The organism is Ruegeria sp. BJ3 (genome assembly GCF_056535665.1).
This window is the reverse complement of the sequence record NZ_JBQFIT010000001.1, coordinates 3161747-3184585: the sequence shown is the minus strand read 5'-3', so window position 1 is coordinate 3184585 and position 22839 is coordinate 3161747. Positions and strand designations below refer to the sequence as shown.

The 22839-nt window shown below is 62.5% G+C and carries 27 protein-coding genes; 13 read left to right on the top strand and 14 right to left on the bottom strand.

Annotation, left to right across the window (positions count from 1 at the left end; translation table 11 throughout):
- Window positions 1–42 precede the first annotated feature (42 nt).
- Window positions 43–1116, top strand: coding sequence for a phenylalanine--tRNA ligase subunit alpha (pheS, locus tag ACR3EL_RS16085; protein ID WP_093963563.1), 1074 nt, complete (start codon window positions 43–45; stop codon window positions 1114–1116).
- Window positions 1117–1190: 74 nt separating this feature from the next.
- Window positions 1191–3587, top strand: a complete 2397-nt coding sequence (gene pheT / locus ACR3EL_RS16080) for a phenylalanine--tRNA ligase subunit beta (protein WP_480722293.1) — start codon at window positions 1191–1193, stop codon at window positions 3585–3587.
- A 46-nt stretch (window positions 3588–3633) separates the two neighbouring features.
- Here pheT and ACR3EL_RS16075 read toward each other — a convergent pair whose 3' ends face one another.
- The gene (locus ACR3EL_RS16075; protein WP_170342323.1) at window positions 3634–4518 is read right to left on the bottom strand and encodes a LysR family transcriptional regulator; all 885 of its coding nucleotides are present in this window, start codon (window positions 4516–4518) and stop codon (window positions 3634–3636) included.
- An 84-nt stretch (window positions 4519–4602) separates the two neighbouring features.
- Here ACR3EL_RS16075 and ACR3EL_RS16070 point away from each other — a divergent pair, with 84 nt between their 5' ends.
- The gene (locus tag ACR3EL_RS16070) at window positions 4603–5235 is read left to right on the top strand and encodes a class I SAM-dependent methyltransferase (RefSeq protein WP_170342321.1); all 633 of its coding nucleotides are present in this window, start codon (window positions 4603–4605) and stop codon (window positions 5233–5235) included.
- Window positions 5236–5324: 89 nt separating this feature from the next.
- Window positions 5325–5774 carry a YtoQ family protein gene (locus ACR3EL_RS16065; RefSeq protein WP_170342319.1) on the top strand — a complete coding sequence of 150 codons (450 nt, stop codon included), beginning with the start codon at window positions 5325–5327 and terminating at the stop codon, window positions 5772–5774.
- Window positions 5775–5822: 48 nt separating this feature from the next.
- Here the strand turns inward: ACR3EL_RS16065 and ACR3EL_RS16060 are convergent, their stop codons facing one another.
- Window positions 5823–6521 (bottom strand): glutathione S-transferase family protein, encoded by a 699-nt coding sequence (locus ACR3EL_RS16060; protein WP_480722288.1) that lies wholly within the window; start codon window positions 6519–6521, stop codon window positions 5823–5825.
- A gap of 214 nt (window positions 6522–6735) precedes the next feature.
- Here ACR3EL_RS16060 and ACR3EL_RS16055 point away from each other — a divergent pair, with 214 nt between their 5' ends.
- Complete coding sequence (locus ACR3EL_RS16055; protein ID WP_480722286.1) at window positions 6736–7542, top strand: mechanosensitive ion channel family protein; 807 nt, start codon at window positions 6736–6738, stop codon at window positions 7540–7542.
- Between the two features lie 88 nt (window positions 7543–7630).
- On the opposite strand, the gene ald is transcribed toward ACR3EL_RS16055, so the two are convergent.
- Entirely contained in the window at window positions 7631–8749 is a 1119-nt protein-coding gene (gene ald, locus ACR3EL_RS16050) for an alanine dehydrogenase (protein WP_170342313.1), read from the bottom strand.
- Window positions 8750–8884: 135 nt separating this feature from the next.
- On the opposite strand from ald, the gene ACR3EL_RS16045 reads away from it, so the two are divergent.
- Both ACR3EL_RS16045 and ppk2 read left to right on the top strand, forming a co-directional pair.
- A complete protein-coding gene (locus ACR3EL_RS16045; RefSeq protein ID WP_093963556.1) occupies window positions 8885–9343 on the top strand; it encodes an Lrp/AsnC family transcriptional regulator in 459 nt (152 codons plus the stop codon).
- A 150-nt stretch (window positions 9344–9493) separates the two neighbouring features.
- Window positions 9494–10411 carry a polyphosphate kinase 2 gene (gene ppk2 / locus ACR3EL_RS16040; protein WP_093963555.1) on the top strand — a complete coding sequence of 306 codons (918 nt, stop codon included), beginning with the start codon at window positions 9494–9496 and terminating at the stop codon, window positions 10409–10411.
- Window positions 10412–10481: 70 nt separating this feature from the next.
- Here ppk2 and rpsU read toward each other — a convergent pair whose 3' ends face one another.
- Complete coding sequence (rpsU, locus tag ACR3EL_RS16035; RefSeq protein ID WP_005614280.1) at window positions 10482–10688, bottom strand: 30S ribosomal protein S21; 207 nt, start codon at window positions 10686–10688, stop codon at window positions 10482–10484.
- Between the two features lie 111 nt (window positions 10689–10799).
- On the opposite strand from rpsU, the gene ACR3EL_RS16030 reads away from it, so the two are divergent.
- Together ACR3EL_RS16030 and ACR3EL_RS16025 are read left to right on the top strand one after the other, a co-directional pair.
- The gene (locus ACR3EL_RS16030) at window positions 10800–11492 is read left to right on the top strand and encodes a COQ9 family protein (protein ID WP_170342311.1); all 693 of its coding nucleotides are present in this window, start codon (window positions 10800–10802) and stop codon (window positions 11490–11492) included.
- A gap of 64 nt (window positions 11493–11556) precedes the next feature.
- Window positions 11557–12543: an NAD(P)H-quinone oxidoreductase gene (locus ACR3EL_RS16025; protein ID WP_170342309.1), complete on the top strand. Its 987-nt coding sequence runs from the start codon at window positions 11557–11559 to the stop codon at window positions 12541–12543.
- A gap of 33 nt (window positions 12544–12576) precedes the next feature.
- Here the strand turns inward: ACR3EL_RS16025 and ACR3EL_RS16020 are convergent, their stop codons facing one another.
- Complete coding sequence (locus ACR3EL_RS16020) at window positions 12577–13434, bottom strand: DUF2189 domain-containing protein (protein WP_170342307.1); 858 nt, start codon at window positions 13432–13434, stop codon at window positions 12577–12579.
- Between the two features lie 192 nt (window positions 13435–13626).
- Here ACR3EL_RS16020 and ACR3EL_RS16015 point away from each other — a divergent pair, with 192 nt between their 5' ends.
- Window positions 13627–14610 carry a quinone oxidoreductase family protein gene (locus ACR3EL_RS16015; protein WP_170342305.1) on the top strand — a complete coding sequence of 328 codons (984 nt, stop codon included), beginning with the start codon at window positions 13627–13629 and terminating at the stop codon, window positions 14608–14610.
- A 48-nt stretch (window positions 14611–14658) separates the two neighbouring features.
- On the opposite strand, the gene ACR3EL_RS16010 is transcribed toward ACR3EL_RS16015, so the two are convergent.
- The 9 genes from ACR3EL_RS16010 to ACR3EL_RS15970 form a co-directional block, all read right to left on the bottom strand.
- Window positions 14659–15192, bottom strand: coding sequence for an outer membrane protein (locus tag ACR3EL_RS16010; RefSeq protein ID WP_093963551.1), 534 nt, complete (start codon window positions 15190–15192; stop codon window positions 14659–14661).
- A 256-nt stretch (window positions 15193–15448) separates the two neighbouring features.
- Window positions 15449–15922, bottom strand: coding sequence for a YHS domain-containing (seleno)protein (locus tag ACR3EL_RS16005; protein ID WP_093963550.1), 474 nt, complete (start codon window positions 15920–15922; stop codon window positions 15449–15451).
- A gap of 198 nt (window positions 15923–16120) precedes the next feature.
- Window positions 16121–16390, bottom strand: a complete 270-nt coding sequence (locus ACR3EL_RS16000; RefSeq protein WP_170342303.1) for a hypothetical protein — start codon at window positions 16388–16390, stop codon at window positions 16121–16123.
- A complete protein-coding gene (gene plsY, locus ACR3EL_RS15995; protein WP_093963548.1) occupies window positions 16387–16992 on the bottom strand; it encodes a glycerol-3-phosphate 1-O-acyltransferase PlsY in 606 nt (201 codons plus the stop codon). Before plsY ends, ACR3EL_RS16000 begins: the two co-directional genes overlap by 4 nt.
- Window positions 16992–18272 (bottom strand): dihydroorotase, encoded by a 1281-nt coding sequence (gene pyrC, locus ACR3EL_RS15990; protein ID WP_170342301.1) that lies wholly within the window; start codon window positions 18270–18272, stop codon window positions 16992–16994. Before pyrC ends, plsY begins: the two co-directional genes overlap by 1 nt.
- Entirely contained in the window at window positions 18269–18655 is a 387-nt protein-coding gene (locus ACR3EL_RS15985; protein ID WP_367646368.1) for a hypothetical protein, read from the bottom strand. The genes pyrC and ACR3EL_RS15985 overlap by 4 nt, the downstream gene beginning before the upstream one ends.
- Complete coding sequence (locus tag ACR3EL_RS15980; RefSeq protein WP_170342299.1) at window positions 18640–19158, bottom strand: hypothetical protein; 519 nt, start codon at window positions 19156–19158, stop codon at window positions 18640–18642. The genes ACR3EL_RS15985 and ACR3EL_RS15980 overlap by 16 nt, the downstream gene beginning before the upstream one ends.
- Window positions 19155–20090, bottom strand: coding sequence for an aspartate carbamoyltransferase catalytic subunit (locus ACR3EL_RS15975; protein ID WP_170342298.1), 936 nt, complete (start codon window positions 20088–20090; stop codon window positions 19155–19157). The genes ACR3EL_RS15980 and ACR3EL_RS15975 overlap by 4 nt, the downstream gene beginning before the upstream one ends.
- Before the next feature lie 65 nt (window positions 20091–20155).
- On the bottom strand, window positions 20156–20857 hold the full coding sequence (locus ACR3EL_RS15970; protein ID WP_254432980.1) for a scavenger receptor class F, member 2: 702 nt from the start codon (window positions 20855–20857) through the stop codon (window positions 20156–20158).
- Here ACR3EL_RS15970 and ACR3EL_RS15965 point away from each other — a divergent pair.
- The 3 genes from ACR3EL_RS15965 to ACR3EL_RS15955 are packed head-to-tail and all read left to right on the top strand — an operon-like array spanning window position 20856 to window position 22836.
- On the top strand, window positions 20856–21623 hold the full coding sequence (locus ACR3EL_RS15965; RefSeq protein ID WP_170342296.1) for a uracil-DNA glycosylase: 768 nt from the start codon (window positions 20856–20858) through the stop codon (window positions 21621–21623). The two genes, ACR3EL_RS15970 and ACR3EL_RS15965, sit on opposite strands and share 2 nt — an antisense overlap.
- Entirely contained in the window at window positions 21620–22219 is a 600-nt protein-coding gene (locus tag ACR3EL_RS15960) for a metallophosphoesterase family protein (protein ID WP_170342294.1), read from the top strand. The genes ACR3EL_RS15965 and ACR3EL_RS15960 overlap by 4 nt, the downstream gene beginning before the upstream one ends.
- Entirely contained in the window at window positions 22216–22836 is a 621-nt protein-coding gene (locus ACR3EL_RS15955) for a LysE family translocator (protein ID WP_170342292.1), read from the top strand. The genes ACR3EL_RS15960 and ACR3EL_RS15955 overlap by 4 nt, the downstream gene beginning before the upstream one ends.
- Window positions 22837–22839 lie beyond the last annotated feature (3 nt).

Sequence of the window (22839 nt, the reverse complement as noted above, 5' to 3'; positions counted from 1 at the left end):
CTGCTGTGATAGCAGGACAGCAACAGAATTCAGGGGACCGTCATGGACGATCTTAAGGCAAAATACCTGGGTCAGATCGCTGACGCAGGCGACGAAAGCACGCTGGAAGCGATCCGCGTGGCCGCGGTGGGCAAAAAGGGCGAAGTGGCGCTGAAGATGCGCGAACTGGGCAAAATGACGCCCGAGGAACGCCAGGTCGCCGGCCCCGCGCTGAACGCGCTGAAGGACGAGATCAATTCGGCGCTGGCCGCCAAGAAGGCCGCATTGGCCGATGCCGCGTTGGATGAACGTCTGCGGACCGAGTGGTTGGACGTGACGCTGCCCGCGCGCCCGCGCCGCCAGGGCTCGATCCACCCGGTCAGCCAGGCGACCGAGGAACTGACCGCGATCTTTGCCGAGCTGGGCTTCTCCGTCGCCGAAGGCCCCCGGATCGAGACCGACTGGTACAATTTCGACGCGCTGAACATCCCCGGCCATCACCCGGCGCGGGCCGAGATGGACACATTCTACATGCACCGCGCGCCGGGCGACAATCGCCCGCCGCATGTGCTGCGCACCCATACCTCGCCGGTGCAGATCCGCTCGATGGAGAAGCAGGGCGCGCCGATCCGCGTGATCTGCCCGGGCGGCGTCTATCGCGCCGATTATGACCAGACCCACACGCCGATGTTCCACCAGGTCGAGGGCCTTGCCATCGACAAGGATATCTCGATGGCAAACCTGAAATGGGTTCTGGAGGAATTCGTCAAAGCGTTCTTCGAGGTCGACGACGTCGAACTGCGCTTCCGCGCCTCGCATTTCCCGTTCACCGAACCCTCGGCCGAGGTCGATATCCGCTGTTCCTGGGAAGGCGGCCAGCTGAAGATCGGCGAGGGCGATGACTGGATGGAGATTCTGGGCAGCGGCATGGTCCACCCCAAGGTGATCGCCGCCGGCGGGATCGACCCCGAGGTCTATCAGGGCTTTGCCTTTGGCATCGGCATCGACCGTCTGGCGATGCTGAAATACGGCATCCCGGATCTGCGGGCGTTCTTTGATAGCGACCTGCGCTGGCTGCGCCACTACGGGTTTGCGGCGCTGGATATGCCCAACCTGCATGGTGGCTTGTCACGATGAAGTAGCATGGGGCTTGCCCTGCTGCCCAAGAGAATTCGGCGGGTTGGCCCGCCTTACCGGACAGGAAAACAGAAATGAAATTCACCCTCTCCTGGCTGAAAGACCACTTGGACACCGACGCCTCGGTTGATGAGATCGTCGAGGCGCTGACCGATCTCGGGCTCGAGGTCGAAGAGGTCATCAACCCGGCCGACAAGCTCAAGGATTTTACCTTGGGCTATGTGAAACATGCCGAGAAACACCCCGATGCCGACAAGCTGCGCGTCTGCAAGGTGGACACCGACGAGGGCGAGTTGCAGATCATCTGCGGCGCCCCCAACGCGCGCGAGGGCATCACCGTCGTGGTCTGCAAGCCGGGCATGTATATTCCCGGTCTCGACCTGACGATCAGCGTCGGCAAGATCCGCGGCGTCGAAAGCTTTGGCATGATGGCGTCCGAGCGCGAGTTGGAACTGTCGGACGAGCATGACGGCATCATCGAGCTGCCCTCGGGCGAGGTGGGCCAGCGGTTCGTCGACTGGCTGGCCGAGAATGACCCCGCCAAGATCGACCCGGTGATCGAGATCGCCATCACCCCCAACCGTCCCGATGCGCTGGGCGTTGCAGGGATCGCGCGCGATCTGGCGGCGCGGGGTCTGGGCACGCTGAAGCAGCGTGACTATGCCCCGGTGCCGGGGGATTTCGAAAGCCCGATCAAGGTGACGATCGACGACGACACGCTGGATGGCTGTCCGCATTTCACCGGCCGCCTGATCCGCGGCGTCAAGAACGGCCCCAGCCCGCAATGGCTGCAGGATCAGCTGAAGGCGATCGGTCTGCGTCCGATTTCGGCCCTGGTGGATATCACCAACTATATGACCTTCGACAGCAACCGCCCGCTGCACGTCTTTGACGCCGACAAGGTCAAGGGCAACCTGCGGGTACACCGCGCCAAGGGCGGCGAGAAGCTGGTGGCGCTGGATGAAAAGGAATACACTCTGCAGCCCGGCATGATGGTGATTTCCGACGACAACGGCCCGGAATCGATCGCCGGCATCATGGGCGGGCAAGAGACCGGCTGTACCGAAGACACGGTGAACGTGTTCCTGGAAAGCGCCTTCTGGGACCACGTTCAGATCGCGCTGGCGGGCCGCGCGCTCAAGATCAACTCGGACGCGCGCTACCGGTTCGAACGCGGGGTCGATCCGGCATACACGCTGGAAGGGCTGGAGCACGCGACCCAGATGATCTTGGATATCTGCGGCGGCGAGGTTTCGAAGGCGGTTGAGGCCGGCAAGGCGCCGGACCATTCGCGCGCCTACCGGCTGGATGCGGCGCGGGTGCAGTCGCTGGTGGGCATGGACATCCCCGAAAGCGAGCAGCGCCAGACCCTGACCCGGCTGGGCTTCCGGCTGGAGGGCGACATGGCCCATGTGCCCAGCTGGCGCCCCGACATCCAGGGCGAGGCCGATCTGGTCGAAGAGGTCGCCCGTATCGCCTCGCTGACCAAGCTGCAGGGCAAGCCGCTGCCGCGTGTCACGGATGGTATTCCCAAGCCGGTCATGACTCCGGCCCAGCGGCGTCAGTCGATGGCGCGGCGCACCTGCGCGGCGCTGGGCTACAATGAATGCGTCAGCTATACCTTCATCGATCAGGCCTCGGCCGCGCTGTTCGGTGGCGGCGATGACGCGACGATGCTGGAAAACCCGATCTCGTCCGAGATGAGCCACATGCGCCCGGACCTGCTGCCCGGCCTGCTGCAGGCCGCGGCCCGCAACCAGGCGCGCGGCTTTGCCGATCTGGCCCTGTTCGAGGTCGGCCCGGTATTTCATGACGGGGAACCCGGCGAGCAACGCACCCAGATCGCAGGTCTTCTGGTCGGGCGGACCGGACCCAAGGATGTGCATGGCGCCGCCCGCGCGGTCGACGTGTTTGACGCCAAGGCCGATGCCGAGGCCGTGCTGACCGCCATCGGGGCCCCCGCCAAGGTGCAGATCCTGCGCGACGGCGATGCCTGGTGGCATCCGGGCCGTCACGGCAAGATCTGCCTGGGCCCCAAAAAAATGCTGGGCGTGTTCGGCGAACTGCATCCGCGCGTGCTGCAGCAGTTGGACATCAAGGGCCCGGCCGTGGCCTTCACCATCTGGCCGGACGAGGTTCCGCTGCCGCGCAAATCCGGCACCACCCGCTCGGCGCTGGAACTGCGTGACCTGCAGGCGGTCGAGCGTGACTTTGCCTTTGTCGTCGATGCCGATGTCGAGGCGCTGACGCTGGTGAATGCCGCCGCCGGCGCCGACAAGGCGCTGATCGAAGAGGTGCGCGTGTTCGATGAGTTCATCGGCGGCAGCCTGGGCGAGGGCAAGAAATCTCTGGCCATTACCGTCCGGCTTCAGCCGACCGACAGCACGCTGAAGGAAAAAGACATCGAGGCGGTGGCGGAAAAGATCATCGCCAAGGTCACCAAGGCCACCGGCGGCGTTCTGCGCGGCTGAGGTGGCTTGAACCCGAAGTGGCACGCGCGCCCATGGCGCGCGTGTTTCATTTTGCGAAGAAATCCGCCAGCAGGTCAAAGACCAGCCGGATGCGCCGGCTGGTATGCAGCTCGCGATGGGTGGTCAGCCAGATCGGGAACCGCAGCGGCTCCATGTCGGGAAGGACGCGCTCCATACCGGGTGTGGCATCGCCAACCGGCTCGGACATGGGCGCGATGCCAAAGCCCTGCCGGGCAAACTCCCACGAGACGATGCCGTTCTGCGACCCCAGGCGGAAGTTTTCTTCGGTCAGATGCAGGCCGATCGGTTCGAAATAGGCGATCATCTGCGCGGTGTCGCCGAAACTGATGAACGCGTGCCGGGACAGGTCCGACAGGGACTTGGGGCGTCCAGCGCGGTTCAGGTAGGCGGTGGCGGCATAGAAATGCCCCTCAGCCTCCTGCACCAGTTTTGCGATCAGGTCGGGCTGATCGGGGCGGACATGGCGGATGGCGATATCCGCCTCGCGCCGCATCAGATCGCGAATGTCGTTCGCGGCGACCACATCGATCCGCAGTTTCGGAGCCTGCACGCGGATCTCGCGCAGCAGATCCGGCAGGATATAGGCCGACATCACGTCGCTTGCGGTGATCCGCACCTGCCCCTCGATCGATTGCGCCTGACCGGACGCGGCCAACGCAATGCGATCTGCAGCTGCGCCCATCTCTCTCGTGTGCTCCAACAACTCGATCCCGGCGGTGGTGATCTGAAGTGATCGGCCGACCCGTTCGAACAGCATCACGCCCAGGTCGGATTCAAGCGCGGCGATCTGGCGGCTGAGGGTCGGTTGTGTATGGTCCAATCGTCGTGCCGCGGCCGAAAGCGAGCCCGTCTCGGCCGTGGCCAGAAAGGCGCGGATATGGTTCCAGTCGAATTTGCGCGGATCATCCATGCATGAATGTATAAGGATTCTGCGAAATTCGGCAATTCACCTTTGAAACGCGTATCACTACCTTGCGCTCAAAGGAGAGCCGACATGACCGCCACAGCCAAATTCTGGGACGGAATCGCCGAGAAATACGCGAAATCCCCGATCCGGGACATGGAGTCCTACGAGCACACGTTGCAACGCACGGTGTCCTACCTGAAGCCGACCGATCAGGTGCTGGAACTGGGCTGCGGAACCGGGCGCACCGCGCTGCGGCTGTCCGGCCATGCGGATACGATCACGGCGAGTGATGTCTCTCCGGGCATGTTGGCCGTGGGCCGCAGGTTGGCGCAAGAGGAGCAGATCGAAAACGTTGTCTTTGTTGAGGCCGACGCGACCCACCCCCCGAATTGGGCCTATGATGTGGTGATGGCGTTCAATCTGCTGCACCTGATCCGCGATCTGGAGGCGACGCTGGCCGCGGTTCATGAGGTGTTGAAACCCGGCGGTCTGTTCATTTCAAAAACGCCCTGTCTTGCCCAGGGTGGATTGGGGTTCAAGTTCGGCTTGCTGAAGTTGCTCTTACCGGTCATGCAGCTTTTGGGCAAAGCGCCATTCGTCAGCCAATTCGACATCAAGACACTGGAAACGACCATTGAAAAGGCCGGGTTCGAGATCATAGAAAGCGGGAATTTTCCGGCAAAACCGCCTTCGCGCTATCTGGTGGCTCGCAAGCTGTAACGCCAGCGCCGCATCGGCAGGCAACTTCCGCATTGGGCTTCGCGTGATTGGGCAGTAAACAGGGCCAGAAGCAAAAGGCGGAGGCTGCAATGGGTTTGAATGTCTACCTGTCGGGCGAGATCCACACGGATTGGCGCGAACAGATCATCGAAGGCGCGCAGGGGTTGGATGTCACGTTCAACAGCCCCGTCACCGATCATGCGGCCAGCGACGATTGCGGTGTCGCCATTCTGGGGGCCGAGCCGAACAAGTACTGGCACGACCACAAAGGCGCGATGGTCAACGCGATCCGTACCCGCAAGGGGATCGCCGATGCCGACGTCGTCGTGGTGCGGTTCGGCGACAAGTACAAGCAGTGGAATGCGGCCTTCGACGCGGGCTATGCCGCGGCCCTGGGCAAGTCGATCATCGTGTTGCACGGCCCCGACCATCAGCATGCGCTGAAAGAGGTCGATGCCGCCGCGTTGGCGGTGGCCGAGGAGCCCCGTCAGGTGGTCGAGATTCTACGCTATGTGCTGACCGGGAAACTGCCCGGTTGATGGCACGGAATGCCGACGCCGCTTGTAAGGCGGCGACGGCGTGATCCCTTACCCGCGCGGAGGCGTGACCAGACCCTTTTGAACCGCGGGCCGGTCCAGGAACCGGTTCAGATAGGCGATGGTGTTGCGATGATCGTCCCAGCCGACCAACTCTTTGGCGCCGTAGAAATCAAGGCCGCGCAGCCACGGGGCCAAAGCGATATCGGCAATTGAGTACTCACCGGCGATCCAGTCCTGCCCGTGCAACTGGGTCTCGACGACATTCAGCAGCCGTTTGGCCTCGTTGACATACCGCTCGCGCGGACGCGGGTCTTCGATCGCGCTGCCGGCGAACTTGTGGAAGTAACCCAGCTGCCCGAACATCGGACCCACGCCGCCCATCTGGAACATCAGCCATTGCGTGATCCGATACTTGTCGGCCGTGTTCTGGCCGAGGAACTTGCCGGTTTTCTCGGCCAGGTACAGCAGGATCGCACCACTTTCGAACAGCGCCAGGGGCTGTCCGTCCGGGCCGTCAGGATCGATGATCGCCGGAATCTTGTTGTTTGGGTTCAGCGACAGAAACTCGGGGCTTTTGACGTCGGCGTCTGACAGGGTGACCTTGTGCGCCTCGTAGGGCAGGCCTGTTTCTTCGAGCATGATGGACACCTTCACGCCGTTCGGCGTCGGGAAGGAATAGAGTTGGATCCGCTCCGGCGAATGCGGGGGCCATTTGGTCATGATCGGGAAGGTGGCGGTGTCCAGCATGGCAATCTCCTTGTTCGGGTACTATTGCAAGCTAGGCATTCAGGGGCGGATTGTTAGATGGCGGTCTGTGCAACCCCGGGCAGCGACTGTTTGCTGAAGCACAGCGGGGAAATCCGGGACATTTCAAACCTAGACCTGTGCGGTTTTATCGCCCAATGTTGCGGAAACCCCGCGCAAAAGTCGCGGGTTTGTTGCTGTTGGAAAGGAGACGCCCGTGGATGAGGTCGTGACGCAGGTAGGGGCATTTGCCCCATTGATCATGAGCGCGGTCAAAGCCCTGATCGTTCTTGTTATCGGCTGGATAGCCGCTGGCATGATCGCAGGGATCGTTCGCCGCCGAATTAATTCGACCCCGCAAATCGATCCGACTTTGGGGAATTTCGTTGCCAGCACCGTCAAATGGGTGATCCTGGCCATTGTTCTGGTTGCTGTGCTTGGCATCTTCGGGATCGAAGCGACGAGTATCGTTGCCATTCTGGGTGCCGCTTCGCTGGCCATCGGCCTTGCGCTGCAGGGCACGCTCAGCGATCTTGCCGCAGGTGTGATGCTGGTGGTTTTCCGGCCATACAGGCTGGGTCAGTTCGTGGATATCGGTGGAACAGCCGGCACGGTGAAGGACCTGAACCTGTTCACGACCGAACTGGTCACGCCCGACAATGTGCAGATCATCGTTCCCAACGGTCAGGCCTGGGGGTCGATCATCACCAACTACTCGGCCCACGACACGCGGCGTGTCGATCTGGTATTCGGGATCGACTATGGCGACAGTGCGGATGCGGCCATGAAGATCATTCTGGATGTGGCCAAGTCGGACAAGCGCATACACTCGGACCCGGAGCCCTGGGTGCATGTGACCAACTTGGGAGACAGCTCGGTGGATCTGACCGCGCGGTTGTGGTGTGCCGCCGCCGACTATTGGGACGTCAAGTTCGATCTGACCAAGGCCGTCAAGGAAGCGTTTGACAGCAAGGGCATTTCGATCCCCTACCCGCACTCGGTGGAAATCCACAAAGAAGGCTGAATGCTCCCGTCCGTCCGTCGGGCATTGGAAATGCCCTTCTCCGGTTGGGCCAAGGGCCGCGCAGACGCGCGGCGCTGTTGCGTTTCGATCAGGCCTTGACGACCATTGCGGGCGAGACCACGTCGATCCCCAGTGCCTTGCCTACGGCATAGTAGGTCAGCTGGCCGGCGTGCACGTTGAGGCCCGCCAGAAGGTGGGGATCGTCCTGGCACGCCTGCTTCCAGCCCTTGTCGGCCAGCGCCAGCATGAACGGCATCGTTGCGTTCCCCAGCGCGATGGTCGAGGTCCGTGCCACCGCGCCCGGCATATTGGCCACGCAGTAGTGCATAATGCCATCAACCTCATAGATCGGATCGGCGTGCGTCGTTGCCTTGGAGGTTTCGAAACAGCCGCCCTGGTCGATTGCTACGTCGACAAGCACAGCGCCCGGCTTCATGGTCGACAATTGCTCGCGGGTGATCAGTTTCGGGGCGGCCGCGCCTGGGATCAGAACGGCCCCGATCACCATATCAGCCGACTGGATCAGCTCGGCCGTGGCACCCGCGGTCGAGTACTGGTTCTTGAACCGGCCACCGAAGACGTCATCCAGATAGCGAAGGCGCGGCAGCGAACGGTCCAGAACGGTCACATCAGCGCCCATGCCAGCCGCCACCTGAGCCGCATGCGTGCCAACGACGCCGCCACCGATCACGACAACCTTTGCCGGGCCCACACCAGGGACGCCGCCCATCAGAACGCCGCGCCCGCCATTGGCCTTTTGCAGGGTCCACGAACCGACTTGCGGGGCCAGACGCCCCGCGACTTCGGACATCGGGGCAAGCAGCGGCAGACCACCGTTGGAATCCGTCACCGTTTCATAGGCGATCGCCGTGCAGCCCGAAGCCAGCAGATCGTGGGTTTGCTCCGGGTCGGGCGCCAGGTGCAGGTAGGTGAACAGCAGCTGGCCTTCGCGCAGCATCTTGCGCTCGACCGCTTGCGGTTCCTTGACCTTGACGATCATGTCGGCGGTCGCGAACACCTCTTCAGCGGTGTCCACAATGCGCGCGCCTGCGGCGACATAGGCGTCGTTGTCAAAGCCTGAACCCAACCCGGCGCCGGTTTCGATGATGACCTCGTGACCACGGGCAACCGCTTCCTGCGCGGCGTTCGGGGTCATGCCGACGCGGAATTCCTGCGGTTTGATTTCTTTTGGGCAACCGATTTTCATGGGGCTCTCCATTCATAAACTGCACAAATTATGTGCAGAAAACCGCGCAATTTCTGTGAAACTCGGTGCGCAAATGCGCTAATATGTGGGAAATTTTTCGATGAAATGAGAAAATCTTGCAACGGATGTGCGTGAATGTCACTTGATGCGACTGACCGAAAGATTCTGGCGGCCCTTCAGCGCAAGGGGCGTATGTCGAACGCGGAACTGTCAGAGCAGGTCAACCTGTCGCCCTCTGCCTGCCATCGCCGGGTCCAGCGGCTTGAGGCGGAAGGCTATATCCGGGACTATGTCGCGCTGTTGAATGCGCGCAAACTGGGGGTGCCGACAACCGTATTCGTCGAGATCACCTTGCAGGGTCAGGCCGAGGAGGTGCTGGAGGCCTTCGAGCGGGCGGTCCGGCGCATTCCGGACGTTCTGGAGTGCCACCTGATGGCCGGGTCGGCCGATTATGTCCTGAAGGTGGTTGCCGAAAACACCGAGGATTTTGCGCGCATCCACCGCCAGTATCTGTCGCGCCTGCCCGGAGTTGCGCAAATGCAAAGCTCGTTCGCCCTGCGGACCGTTTTCAAGACGACAGCACTGCCTGTCTGACCCTGGTGCGGCAGTCTTGCCGATGCGGTTGTATCTGCCGTTGAGCCGGTTCAATATTGGCTTTCGGGGCGGGAAACAGGTCGGCATGACATTGGCCGGTTACACGTACCCGATATGGTCCGAGACTGTTGAGAGATAAGGAGCAGGCCCTTGGCTGAAGAATATGAGAACACAGTCGACGATTGGCTGGAAGCCGAGTTGCAGGACACACTGGACGAGGATTTTGAGATTGAGTTCAGCGAACCCATGCTGTCGATGGAGGTCCGCAAGATCTATCGCGAACAGCATCCTGAAATGCTGGATCGCAAGGTCTATTTCCGCAACCTGTTGCGCCTGCAGGCCGAGCTGATCAAGGTTCAGGACTGGGTGCAGCATACCGGCGCCAAGGTTTGCATCCTGTTCGAAGGGCGCGACAGCGCTGGAAAGGGCGGGGTAATCAAGCGGATCACCCAGCGGCTGGACCCGCGGGTTGCACGCGTCGTCGCTTTGCCCGCCCCCAGCCGGCGCGAGCAGAGCCAGTGGTATTTTCAACGCTATGTGCCGCATCTGCCGGCGGCGGGTGAGATCGTTCTGTTCGACCGGTCGTGGTACAACCGGGCGGGCGTTGAACGGGTGATGGGCTTCGCCACCGAAGCCCAGGTCGAGCAGTTCTTTCAGGACGTTCCCGAATTCGAGCGCATGTTGGTTCGGTCGGGAATCATTTTGTTGAAATACTGGTTCTCGATCACGGACGAAGAACAACAGCTGCGCTTTCTGATGCGAATCCATGATCCGATGAAGCAGTGGAAACTGTCACCGATGGACCTGGAATCGCGCATCCGCTGGGAAGACTATACCAAGGCCAAGGAAGACATGCTGTTCCGAACCAACATTCCCGAGGCCCCTTGGTACATTGTCGAAGGCAACGACAAAAAGCGGGAAAGGTTGAACTGCATGGAGCACATTCTGACCAAGATTCCGTACGAAGAGGTGCCCCACGAAAAGGTCACTCTGCCGGATCGGAAATACAATCCCGAGTATGAACGGCGGGTTCTGCCGGACGAATTGTACGTGCCCAAGATCTACTGAAACGACAAACCCCCGGGCGATGCCACGGGGGTCGTCAAATAGTGTCATCCAAAGCTGGACGAGGAAGATCTTAGAGCAGACCTTCGCGCTGGGCTTTCTTGCGTGCCAATTTACGGGCACGGCGGATCGCTTCAGCTTTCTCGCGCGCTTTTTTCTCGGAGGGTTTCTCGAAATGTTGCTTCAGCTTCATTTCACGGAACACGCCTTCGCGCTGCAGCTTTTTCTTCAGGGCACGAAGCGCCTGATCGACATTGTTGTCGCGAACACTAACCTGCATGTGGTTGTCACCACCTTTCTAGATAGAGTTGCAAGGAAATTGCAGGAGTTGGCCGTATAGCAAAGCGGACCTAACTTGTCTAGTACTGGGCCCAACAGTCGGAGGACCGCCATGACCGTGACCTATGAAGATGCAAAACAGCAATTGCTGGACGCAATTCTGACCCATGTTCCTTTTGATGGTTGGTCCGAAGAGAGCTTTCGCGCGGCCATTGCCGACTGCGATCTGGACGAAGGGCTGGCCCGGGTCATCTGCCCGCGGGGTGCCGTGGATCTGGCGCTCGCGTTTCACGCCCGCGGGGACGCCGAGATGCTTGAACGGCTGAAGTCCGAGGACCTGAGCGATCTGAAGTTCCGCGACAGGATTGCCGCTGCAGTGCGCTTCCGCCTGCAGGCTGTCCCCGACAGGGAGGCGGTGCGCCGAGGCGTGACTTTGTTTTCATTGCCGTCATATGCAGCAGATGGGGCCAAGGCGGTCTGGGGCACCTGTGACCTGATCTGGGATGCGCTGGGCGACACTTCGGATGATGTCAACTGGTACACCAAACGCGCGACACTGTCGGGTGTGTATTCCTCGACCCTGTTGTTCTGGTTGGGCGATGACAGCCCGGACCACCAGCGGACATGGGAATTCCTGGATCGCCGCATTGCGGATGTGATGCAGTTCGAGAAGCTCAAGGCGCAGGTCAACAACAACCCGCTGTTCAAACCTTTTCTTGCGGTTCCCAACTGGCTGGCAAGTCAGGTTCGGGCGCCAGTCAGGATGCGGGCCGATCTGCCGGGTCTTCTGAACCCGCGCAAGTAACCGCCTCTTGTTGCTGGGCCTTTCCCGATTCGCCTGATACCCATTGCGCAAAGGAGTTTTGCCAATGCCCCAGATGATGCGCGCCATTGAGATCACCACGCCCGGAGGTCCGGACGTTCTCAAGTTGACGGAACGCCCCATGCCCGAGCCGGGTCACGGTCAGGTTGTCTTGAAAGTGGCCTATGCCGGCGTCAACCGCCCCGACGCTCTGCAGCGGGCCGGGGCCTATGATCCGCCGCCGGGGGCCAGCGACCTTCCCGGGCTCGAGGCTTCGGGCGAGGTGGTGGCCATCGGGTCCGGGGTCTCTGGGTTGGCACTGGGGGATCAGGTCTGTGCGTTGTTGCCTGGCGGCGGGTATGCAGAATACGTGGCGACACCGGCGGTGCACTGCCTGCCTGTGCCCTCGGACCTGAGCCTGAAACAGGCCGCCTGCCTGCCCGAAACCTTCTTTACTGTCTGGTCCAACGTGTTCACTCGTGGCGGGCTGAAGGCTGGCGAACGGTTCCTTGTACATGGGGGATCGAGCGGGATCGGTACCACGGCCATTCAGCTGGCCAACGCTTTCGGAGCCCGGGTCTTCGTGACGGCCGGTTCGGATGAGAAATGCCAGGCCTGTCTGGACCTGGGGGCCGAGAGGGCAATCAACTACAAGACCGAGGATTTTGTTGCTGCCATGCGGGCCGAAGGTGGGGCGGATCTGATTCTCGACATGGTTGGCGGCGATTACATCCCTCGCAACGTCAAGGCGCTGGCCGAGGACGGCAGGCTGGTTCAGATCGCGTTTCTGCAAGGACCCGTCGTCGAGTTGAACTTTGCGCTGATGATGGTCAAACGCCTGACCCTGACCGGCAGCACGCTGCGGCCACAGAGCGATCAGGCGAAAGCGCGCATCGCGCAGGATCTGCATGAGGCGGTCTGGCCGCTGCTTGAGGCTGGAAAAGTTGCCCCGGTCATGGACAGCGAATTTGATCTGGCCGATGCCGCCGCTGCGCATGCCCGCATGGAAAGCTCCGGCCACATTGGCAAGATCGTCTTGAAAGTATCAGGCTAGGCACGTCGGCGCGGGGGTTGTTCCGCGCTCTGCTCAGGCGATGGCGCGTCTGTACAGGTGCCATGTTGCGTGCCCCAAGACAGGCATTACGACGATCAGCCCCAAAAGCAGCGGGATCGCGCCAAGAACCAACAGCGCGGCGACGATGAAGCCCCAGGTCAGGATCACGGTCGGATTGTGCCGCAGGACCTGGACCGAGGTGACCACGGCCACAGGCAGGCCGATCTTGCGGTCAAGAAGCAACGGGAAGCTGACAACGCTGACGGCCAAGGCCACCAGAGCAAACAGGAACCCAACCGCCGATCCGATGATGATCATGGTCCAGCCGGGGCCGGTGGTCAGAGCCTGTGTCAGAAATTGGCCCAGCGTCTCTGGCGGCTGCGGACCCAGTGTTTCGACATAGATGCCGTGTGCCACCATCAGCCAGACCAGCAAAAGCATGACAAGGTAAAAGGCCAGTGCCAGTATGGCGCCGAACGAGGGGGATCGGAAAATACCCAGCGCGTCCAGCCAGTGAACCTCCTGCCCCTGTTCCCGCCTGCGGCTGATCTCATACAAGCCCAAAGCAGCCACTGGACCGATAAGCGCAAACCCGGCCACCAGAGGAGCCAGAAGCGGCACCATGTTGGCCTGCATGGCGAATCCGAACATCAAAAGCCCCGCGATCGGGTAGATCAGAACGATGAAAATGGCATCGGCCCGTATCGCCAGAAAGTCTTGGTATCCGGCGCGCAGGCACTCTCGCAAGTCTTGCAGCGTCAGCGTTTGAACCGTCGGCAGATGCTGGGTGTCAGCGCTGCCGATGCCGGTTACGTTTTCAGCGATGTGATCGCTGGTCGCGCCGAGTTGTTGCGCGGTCCAACTGATCGGGTTTCCGATTGTCTTTGCCATTGTCATCCCTTTCCTTGGCACAGGTGCGCCGCAGGATGCATCCGGCGAAAAGTTGCCCGTGGCCGGATGACCCGGCAACGCCTGACCCTAGTGTACCACAGTTTTTTCCAATCCTGGTTCACCCTTGTGAGATCGCCCGATTGCCCTGCGGCGCCGAAGTGATAGCTTGGATCCAGGCAAAAGGAGGTCAGCATGCAGAAAACGGCGCGTACCGTAGTCATTCACGAAACCGGCGGCCCCGAGGTGCTGAAGATCGAGGATAGACCGTTGGGTGACCCGGGACCGGGCGAAGTTCGGATCCGCCATCACGCCTGCGGTCTGAATTTTATTGATGTCTACCAGAGGACCGGTCTGTATCCGATGGAACTGCCGCACGCGCTGGGAATGGAAGCTGCTGGGGTGATCGAGGCAGTCGGTGAGGGCGTGACCCATCTGAAACCGGGCCAGCGGGCGGCCTATGCCGCGGTGCCGGCCGGTGCTTATTGCGAAGCGCGGGTGATGCCCGCGTCACAGGTGTGCCCTTTGCCTGGCGGCATCTCATTCGAGACCGCGGCGGCCATGATGCTCAAGGGCTTGACGGTTGAATACTTGTTTCACCGCACCACGCCGCTGAAACGTGGTGATACGGTTCTGTTCCATGCCGCCGCCGGGGGTGTCGGCCTGATCGCGTGCCAGTGGGCCAAATCCGAAGGCATCAAGCTGATCGGCACGGCCGGGACCGACGACAAGTGCCGTTTGGCCCAGTTCAACGGCGCCACACACTGCATCAACTACCGGACCGAGGATTTTGCGTCCCGCGTGGCCGAGATTACCGGCGGCAAAGGGGTCGATGCGGTTATGGACTCTGTCGGTGCCGATACGTTCGAAGGGTCGCTGGACTGCCTCAAGCCATTGGGGATGATGATTTCCTTCGGCAATGCGTCGGGACCGGTGCCACCGTTCAACATCGGCATTCTTGGGCAGAAAGGGTCGTTGAAGATCACCCGGCCGACGCTGTTCACCCATATTGCGGACCATTCCGCGTGTCAGGCCATGGCCCGGCGGCTGTTCGGCAAGGTGGCCGGCGCCGAGGTCAAGATTCACATCGATCAACGCTTTGAACTGGATCAGGTCGCCGAGGCGCACCGCGCACTGGAGGCGCGGCAGACAACCGGAAGCACAATCCTGGTGCCATGAAAAAGGCCCGGCACGCCGTGCCGGGCCCGTTCGATTCTGCGCGAGGGATCAGAAGCGGTATGCCGCCCGGATCTGGAACGTGGTTGCATCCACGTCGACACCGGTCGAGTTGAAATTGTCGAACTCGTGGTACAGCAGCTCGCCCGCGATGCTGACGTTCGGCGCGACGATCTGTTCATAGCCGGCGCCGATGAACCAACCATCGTCGCTGCCCAGCGTGTCGGTTCCCGCATCGGCGTAACCGGCGACACCGTACAGCAGCCCCTGCGGGTTGACCTTGTAGCCGGCGCGGGCTTTCAGCCGCCAGACGTCTTCGACCGTTGCCGCACCCGAAAGGTCGACATCAGACCAGTCATAGTCAAAGCCGCCGCCTACAACCCAGTCGCCCAGATCATAGTCGTAACCAAGGATGAGACCGCCGATGGCGCCGTCTCCGTCCACACCGGACAGGCTGGTGCCGATATCCGCGTAGCCGACCTGCGCACCTGCATAGAATCCGGTCCAATCGCCCGAGGACTGCGCCATGGCGGTGCCGGCTGCAAAAGTTGCAACGGTGGTCAAAAGTGCCAGTTTGCTCGTCATCTTGCTATCCTTTCGTTGGAAGTTATCTGCCTCGGCCTTTCGTTGGCCTGAAGGTTTGTATTGATCATTATGTTCCGGTCGGTGGACCGGATCATTGGTTTTTCGCTGTTATTCCGACCCGGATTTCCGCAAGGTCTGCGGCTTGCCGCCCTTTTGGAGTGTTGTTCTGATCAGATAGGTTCGGGGTCGTGGGGCTTCAAATCACGATCGGCGGCAGAGGCATTCTGCCGCCGATCCTTGCCGCCAGTTCAGCAGATTATTGCTGCAGTTCGGCCGGATCCTTGTCGGCGATCGTTTCCCAGTTGACGCTGGCTTTTTCGATGAAGCCGGGGATGTCGCCTTCCCAACGCTGCTGGATGTCTTCCGACAGGTTGAGGTACAATTTGTTGTCCACGATTTTCCAGTAGGTCGGATCGCCGTCAAACTTGAACCCCATGGCCGCTCCGAAGGCACAGTAGCCGCCGTAGGCGGGCAGGTAGGCCTCGGGATTGGCTTCGAACGCGGCCTTGTTCTCTTCGGTGGCAAAACGGTACAGCGCATCGTTGTGCAACGCCGTGATCTTGTAGCTGCCTTTGGTCGGCTCGCCTTCGGTGAAATAGGCAACAGGGTCGTAACCCTGCATCGCCAGGCCGGTCGACGAGGCGTTGATTTCCACGCCGGCCGCCAGGGCCGAGCTTGCGATTGCCACGGACAGCGCCACGCCGCCCAACAGGGATTTGATCTTGTTCATGGTTCCACCTTTCGTGATCGGGGCTGCCCGGCATGTCCAAGCGCGGGCGTTCCAGCACCGAAATTGCGTTTCGTGCACCCGGTAATTGAGCGTCACGGAAACTGAGGTGGGAAAGGCCGCGATCACGTTCAAAGCAATCAAACGTGAATGTGCGGAAATGCCAAGCGGTCTGTTCGCCTGCGCAGGTCGGTCCGCGGTTCAGCTGTCGGGTACCAGGGCAAGAACAAAGCGTACGACCTTGGCGGCAGGCATCTCGCAGGGGCGCAGCAAAGCGCCGCTCTGATCCGTCAGGTACAGGTTCATACTGATGTAGTCTGCGCCACCCCGTTCATGGGCGACCAGCTTGTGCGATTTGCCGCCCGCCATCGCCAGCCGCGTGACCGAGTAGCTTCGACCGTTTGCGGTTCCGGTGAAGGAACCCGCCGGCAAGGCAAAGAATGCGTCCAAAAAGTCGGTCGGCGCGGTCACGATTTCCCGATCTTGGGCTCTGTTCCCGCCTTGATGCGGGCCAGATTCTCGCGGTGGCGCCAGTAAATCAGCAGCGTCAGAACGACGCCCAACAAAAAGGTCGACCCGTCCGTCAGGATCATCACCCATGTTGTCGACAGGGCTGCCGCGGCCAGCGCGCCGAGGGATGAGATCCGCCAGATCGCAGCAGCGACCAGCCATGTCAGACAGCACGCAACGCCCACCCGCCAGTCCAGCGCCAGCCACAGGCCCAGGAAAGTTGCCACGCCCTTGCCGCCCTTGAAGCTCAGCCAGACCGGGTAGCAATGGCCGACAAAAGCCGCCAGCGCCGCGACCTGGGCGGCATCGTCGCCGGCCAGTGCCCGGGCCAGCAGGACCGCGACCGCGCCTTTGCCGGCGTCGAACAGAAGGGTCAGCGCCGCCGCCGCCTTGCTGCCGGTGCGCAACACGTTGGTGGCACCGATATTGCCGGATCCGATCTGGCGCAGGTTGCCCAGCCCCATCACCCGCGCAACGATCATGCCATAGGGCACCGACCCCATCAGGTATCCGATCGCGGCCCAGATAATCAGTTGGGTCGTCGTGCTGTCGAAAACGGGCATCAGGGTCTCCGGAAAATTTCTTTGCCTGCAACGTAGGTTGCGGTGACCTTACCCTGCATCCGCTGTCCGTCAAACGGGGTGTTCTGCGATTTCGATTTCAGCGTGAACCGGTCCAGCACGAAGGGCACATTCGGGTCGAACAGAACCAGATCGGCCGGGGCGCCTGCGCTGAGGCGGCCGCAGTCCAGCCCCAGTCGTTTCGCCGGATTCAGGGTCATGGCGCGGAACAGCGTCGGCAGGTCCAGTTGATCGGCATGATACAGGCGCAGTGCGGCCGGCAGCAGGGTTTCCAACGCAACTGCGCCCGAGGCCGCCTCTTCGAACGGGAGGCGTTTGCTTTCCTCGTCCTGCGGCGTGTGCATCGAGCTGATCGTGTCGATCAGGCCGGAGCGCACGGCCTCGATCACCGCCTGCCGGTCATCCTCGGATCGCAGCGGCGGCTTGACCTTGAAGAAGGTGCGATAATCGGCCACGTCCAGTTCGTTCAATGTCAGATGGTGGATCGAGGTTCCGGCGGTGATGTCCAACCCGTTGCGCTTGGCGCGCTCCAGCGCGGGAAGGGCGCGGGCGGTGGTGATCTGGTCGGCGTGATACGCGGCCCCGGTCATTTCCAGCAGCGCGATGTCGCGGTCCAGCCCCATACGCTCGGCCATGGGCGAAACGGCGGGCAGACCACGCAGGGCGGCGAACTTGCCGCTTGTGGCGGCAGCACCGTGGCTCAGGCCCGGGTCCTGCGGGTGGGCGATGACAAGCGCGCCGCAGGCCCGGGCATAGGTCAGCGCGCGCGAGAACACCTTGGTGTCCGTCACCACATGGTCGCAGTCGGTGAAAGCCACCGCGCCCGCATCCATCAGAAACCCGATTTCGGTCATCTCGCGCCCGTCGCGGCCCTTGGTCAGGGCGGCCATGGTCAGCACGTTGACGGGCGTGTCGGCCTGGGCGCGGCGGGTGACGAACTCGAGCGTTTCCGGCGTGTCGATCGCAGGCAGGGTGTCGGGGCGGGTGACCATTGTGGTCACGCCCCCGGCCGCAGCGGCAAGGCCCGCGGATTTGTAGCTTTCCTTGTGCCGCTCGCCCGGCTCGCAGACCTTGACGCCGATATCGACGATGCCGGGGGCCAGACACTGACCACCGCAATCGATCACCTGCGCGTCCGACTCGGGAGCTGGACCGTCGCCGCTGGCCAAGATGCGCCCGTCGGCCACGTGCAGCCAACCCAGCGCGTCGGTTCCGGCTTCGGGGTCGATCAGGCGGGCGTTGGTGAAGATCAGCTTGGTCATGCCATTGCCCTTTCAATCGCGGCTTTGATGGCGGCCGGGTCGGCCTGGTACTTGATCAGGTGCTTGTCGCCGCCTTTGGTGACGATCTGCACGAAGCTGCCCATGATATTCACGGCCGCGATCTGGTTCAGCGGCACGCTGCGTCCGCCGGGTCCGGTCAGGGTGGTGTCGGTCATCTGCCAGTTGGCCACCAGTTCCTCCGAGGCAAGGTACCACGCTCGGACGCCCACCGCCGCCAGACCGGCCGGGGCGCCGGTCCAGACATAGGGATTTCCGATCAGCCACAGCACGAGCATCGCCCCCGCCATCGCGCCCGCGGCCAGCCACGCGTTGGTGCGGACATAAGCGCCCTTGTTCGGCGCAAAGATCACAGGATCAGCCACAGAGCACCTCCGATGACCAGCAGGATGATCAAGGCAAGCAAGGCCGATCCCGTCCGGCGGGGTTGCTCGCTCGAAACCGGGTTCGGCGCGGCCGAGTATGGCCGCGCGCTTTCGGTCTCGATGGTGCCGCCGCTCCAATTCGTGGCCTCTTCGGTGTAAAGGCCGATCAGGCGCAGACGCGGATCGGGGTTCAATTTGGCCGCGCGCCCGCCCAGGGCCGCGCTGCGCAGCACCAGAACCCAGCCATCGACCGACTCCAGCTTGGCCCGGTCCAACTGGTCCTCGGACACGCCGCAGCCCTCGCTGAGATAGCCGTAGAGGCCCAGATCCTCGAGGTCGGACGCCGGAAACACGTCGATCTGCTCGGGGTCCAGCCCTGAGACGCCCAGAACCTGATCCGCCGCGCCGGGTTCGCGCAGGAACTTCGCCTCTTCGGGGCGCATGTCCAGCGCGAACAGGCGGATCACGCCGCGCTCGCCAGCGGATAGGGTCAGATCGCTCATGTCGCCTCCTTCAGGTTGCGGGCCAGCAACTCCATCGCGGCCATGCGCACGGCGACGCCCATCTCGACCTGTTCCTGGATGACCGAGCGGTTGATGTCGTCGGCCAGCGTGCCGTCGATCTCGACGCCGCGGTTCATCGGGCCGGGATGCATCACGATGGCGTCCGGCTTGGCCAGCGCCAGCTTGGCGGCGTCCAGGCCATAGCGGTGGTAGTATTCCCGTTCCGACGGGATGAACCCGCCGTCCATCCGCTCTTTCTGAAGGCGCAGCATCATTACAACGTCCACGTCGCGCAGGCCCTCGGTCATGTCGTCATAGATCTCGGCCCCGAATTCGGCGAATTGCGCGGGCACCAGCGTCGGCGGGCCGATCAGACGGATGCGGTTTTCCATCTTGCCCAGCAGGATCAGGTTCGACCGCGCCACGCGGGAATGGGCGACATCCCCGCAGATCGCCACGTTCAACCGGTGCAGCCGCCCCTTGGCCCGGCGGATGGTCAGCGCATCCAGCAGCGCCTGCGTTGGGTGTTCGTGCCGCCCGTCGCCGGCGTTCAGCACCGCGCAGTTGACCTTCTGCGCCAGCAGGTCGACCGCGCCCGAATGCGGATGCCGCACCACCAGAAGGTCGGGATGCATCGCGTTCAGCGTCATCGCCGTGTCGATCAGGGTCTCGCCCTTTTTGATCGAGCTGGCCTGCATCGCCATGTTCATCACATCTGCGCCCAGACGCTTGCCCGCCAGTTCGAAACTGGCCTGCGTGCGGGTCGAGTTTTCGAAGAACATGTTGATCTGGGTCAGCCCCGCCAAAACGTCCGAGTGCTTGGCCGATTGCCGATTCAGATCGACGTATTTTTCGGCCAGGTCCAGAATGGCGGTGATGTCGGATTGGGACAGATGCTCGATGCCAAGAAGGTGACGATGGGCGAAACGCATGGGCCGGGCTCCTGTCTGACAGTCGCGCCGCTTATAGAAAGCGCAGCGCCTCGGGGCAACTGGAGTCAGTTCTCATCGGGCAGTTTCTCGCATCCGCCTTCGGGCAGGCAATGCTCGCCGGGTCTGCACCACTTGCCGTATCCGCAATCGACGGCCTTTCTGGGCACGCAGCCCTGATTGGCCGAGCATTTGAACCCGGTGCGGCACTGCGATCCGGTCTCTTCGCACAGGTACCAGCCCGGGCGCGTGCAGCCGCCGCCCGGCAGGCAGGTCGAACCGGGTGCGCAGGTCCGCCCGTCGTCGCAGGGCGTTGCCGGTTGTGGAGAGGGGTCGAAGTCGGGCGAACTGCGCTCGCATTCGCCGCGCGCGTTGCAGAAGGACCCGCTGGGGCAATCCAGCCGCGAGGCGCATTTGTTCGCGCCCGCGGGCGCGCATCTGGTGCCTCCGGCCACGCATTTCTCGAACGGCCCGCAGGACCTCCCGCCGCCGCAATAGGTGCCCCCGGCCTGAATGCAGAACCCGTCATAGCTGCAGCGTTGGCCGACCGAGCAGCATTTCAGACCGCACTGAAACTGGCCCCCACGGCATTGTCCTTGATTGTTGAGAAACGACTGTGCCTCCGACCCGCCGGGCAGCAGGGCGAACAGAGTGATCAGCAGAAGGCCCAGGGTTCGCGTCATGACGGGGACCATCGTCGGCCCGGCAATGCGCCAAGGCAAGGCCAATTTGCTTTCCCTTCCCGCAAAGCTGAGTAGATTGATGGGCATGGAATCGGCCCTTGACCCCTACACCGCGCGTGCCCTGCTGGAATGGCAGGTTGAGCTGGGCGTAGCCGACGCGATCGTCGACACCCCGGTCGATCGCTATGCCCTGCCGGACACGGCGCCCAAGGCGCGGAAACCTGCCGCGCCTCAAGCCGCGCCGCAGAAGCCGGTTGCGCTGGACCCGGTGGCCGAGGCGAAAAAGGCGGCCGCGGCCGCATCGTCTCTGGATCAGCTGCGCGCGGCGATGGAGGCGTTCGCTCATTGCGACCTGAAGCGCGGCGCGCGGCACCTGGTCTTTGCCGATGGCACCGCCGGCGCGCCTGTCATGATCGTCGGCGAGGCTCCGGGCCGTGATGAGGACCGCGTGGGCAAGCCGTTCGTCGGCCGCGCCGGGCAGCTTCTGGATCGGATGCTGGCCGCGATAGACTTGGACCGCGCCCAGAACGTCTACATCACCAATGTTCTGCCGTGGCGTCCGCCGCAGAACAGGGACCCGCGGCCGGACGAGATCGCGATGATGCAGCCGTTTTTGGAACGGCACGTGGCCCTGTCCAAGCCAAAGGTCCTGGTGGTAATGGGCAACATCAGCTGCCAGGCGGTTCTGAACAAGCGCGGCATCACACGTCTGCGCGGGCAGTGGGATCAGGCGCTGAATCTGCCGGTTCTGCCTATGCTGCACCCCGCCTATCTGCTGCGCCAGCCCCATGCCAAGCGCCAGGCCTGGGCCGATCTATTGGATCTGCGCGTATATCTGGAGAGCAAGGGATGAAGGTTCTGGCTTTTTCCGACCTGCACATGGCTCGCAATCGGGCTGCTGAACTGGTGGCAGCCAGCGTCGAAGCTGACCTCGTGATCGGCGCGGGTGATTACTGCAACATGCGTCAGGGGCTGGACGAGGCGATGGATATGCTTTCCGGCATATCCGCGCCGATGGTTCTGGTTCCCGGCAACGCCGAAAGCGCGGAGGAACTGGCGGCGGCCGTGCCGGACGGCGTGCATGTGCTGCACGGAACAGGCATGACCGTGGACGGGCTGCGCCTGTTCGGACTTGGCTATGGCGTACCGGTCACGCCATTTGGTGACTGGTCCTGCGACCTGACCGAAGCCGAGGCCGCAGAGCTGCTCAATCGCTGCGCGTCGGCGGACATCCTGATCACGCATGCCCCGCCCAAGGGCAAAGGCGATCGGACCTCGCAGGGGCAATCGATAGGATCGACTGCGGTGCGCGACGCGGTGGAACGGGTTCAACCAGACTTTGCTCTGTGCGGTCATATCCACGACAGCTGGGGCTATCGCGGCGAGATCGGTCGCACCCGGATCGCAAATCTGGGGCCCAAAGTGAATTGGTTCGAGGTCGATCCATGATCGAATACGCAACTCTGTTGACCTTCATCCCAGCCGCCATCGCGCTGAACATGACGCCGGGGGCTGACATGATGTTCTGTTTCGGGCTTGGACTGCGGTCCGGTGCTCGATCCGCCATCGTGGCCAGCGCCGGCGTTTCGACGGGTCTGATGGTTCATGTTCTGCTGGCTGGGCTGGGACTTGGCGCGGCGGTCGCGGCTATGCCTTGGCTGTTCGACGTCATTCGCTGGCTGGGTGTGGCCTACCTGCTGTATCTGGCCTGGGGCACCATCCGGAACGGTGCGGTCCGGACTGACGCTCCAATGAAGCCGTCGGGCCATGCCTTTCGCGAGGGGATGCTGGTCAACATGACGAATCCCAAGATCATTCTGTTTGTTCTGGCCTTCATCCCGCAATTCGTCTCGCCGGCCAACGGATCGGTTCTGGCCCAGTTTCTGCTGCTGGGCGCGATCATCGCTCTGGGCGGGTTCGTCGTGAATGCCCTGGTGGGGTCATTTGCCGGCGGCGCCGGGCGAGCGCTGATTTCAAGCCCGCGGGCGTCGCGAATTCTCGGCTGGGTCAGTGGCGGCGTGTTCGTCGCGCTGGCGGCCCGGCTGGCCATCATGGAAAGAGCCTGACAC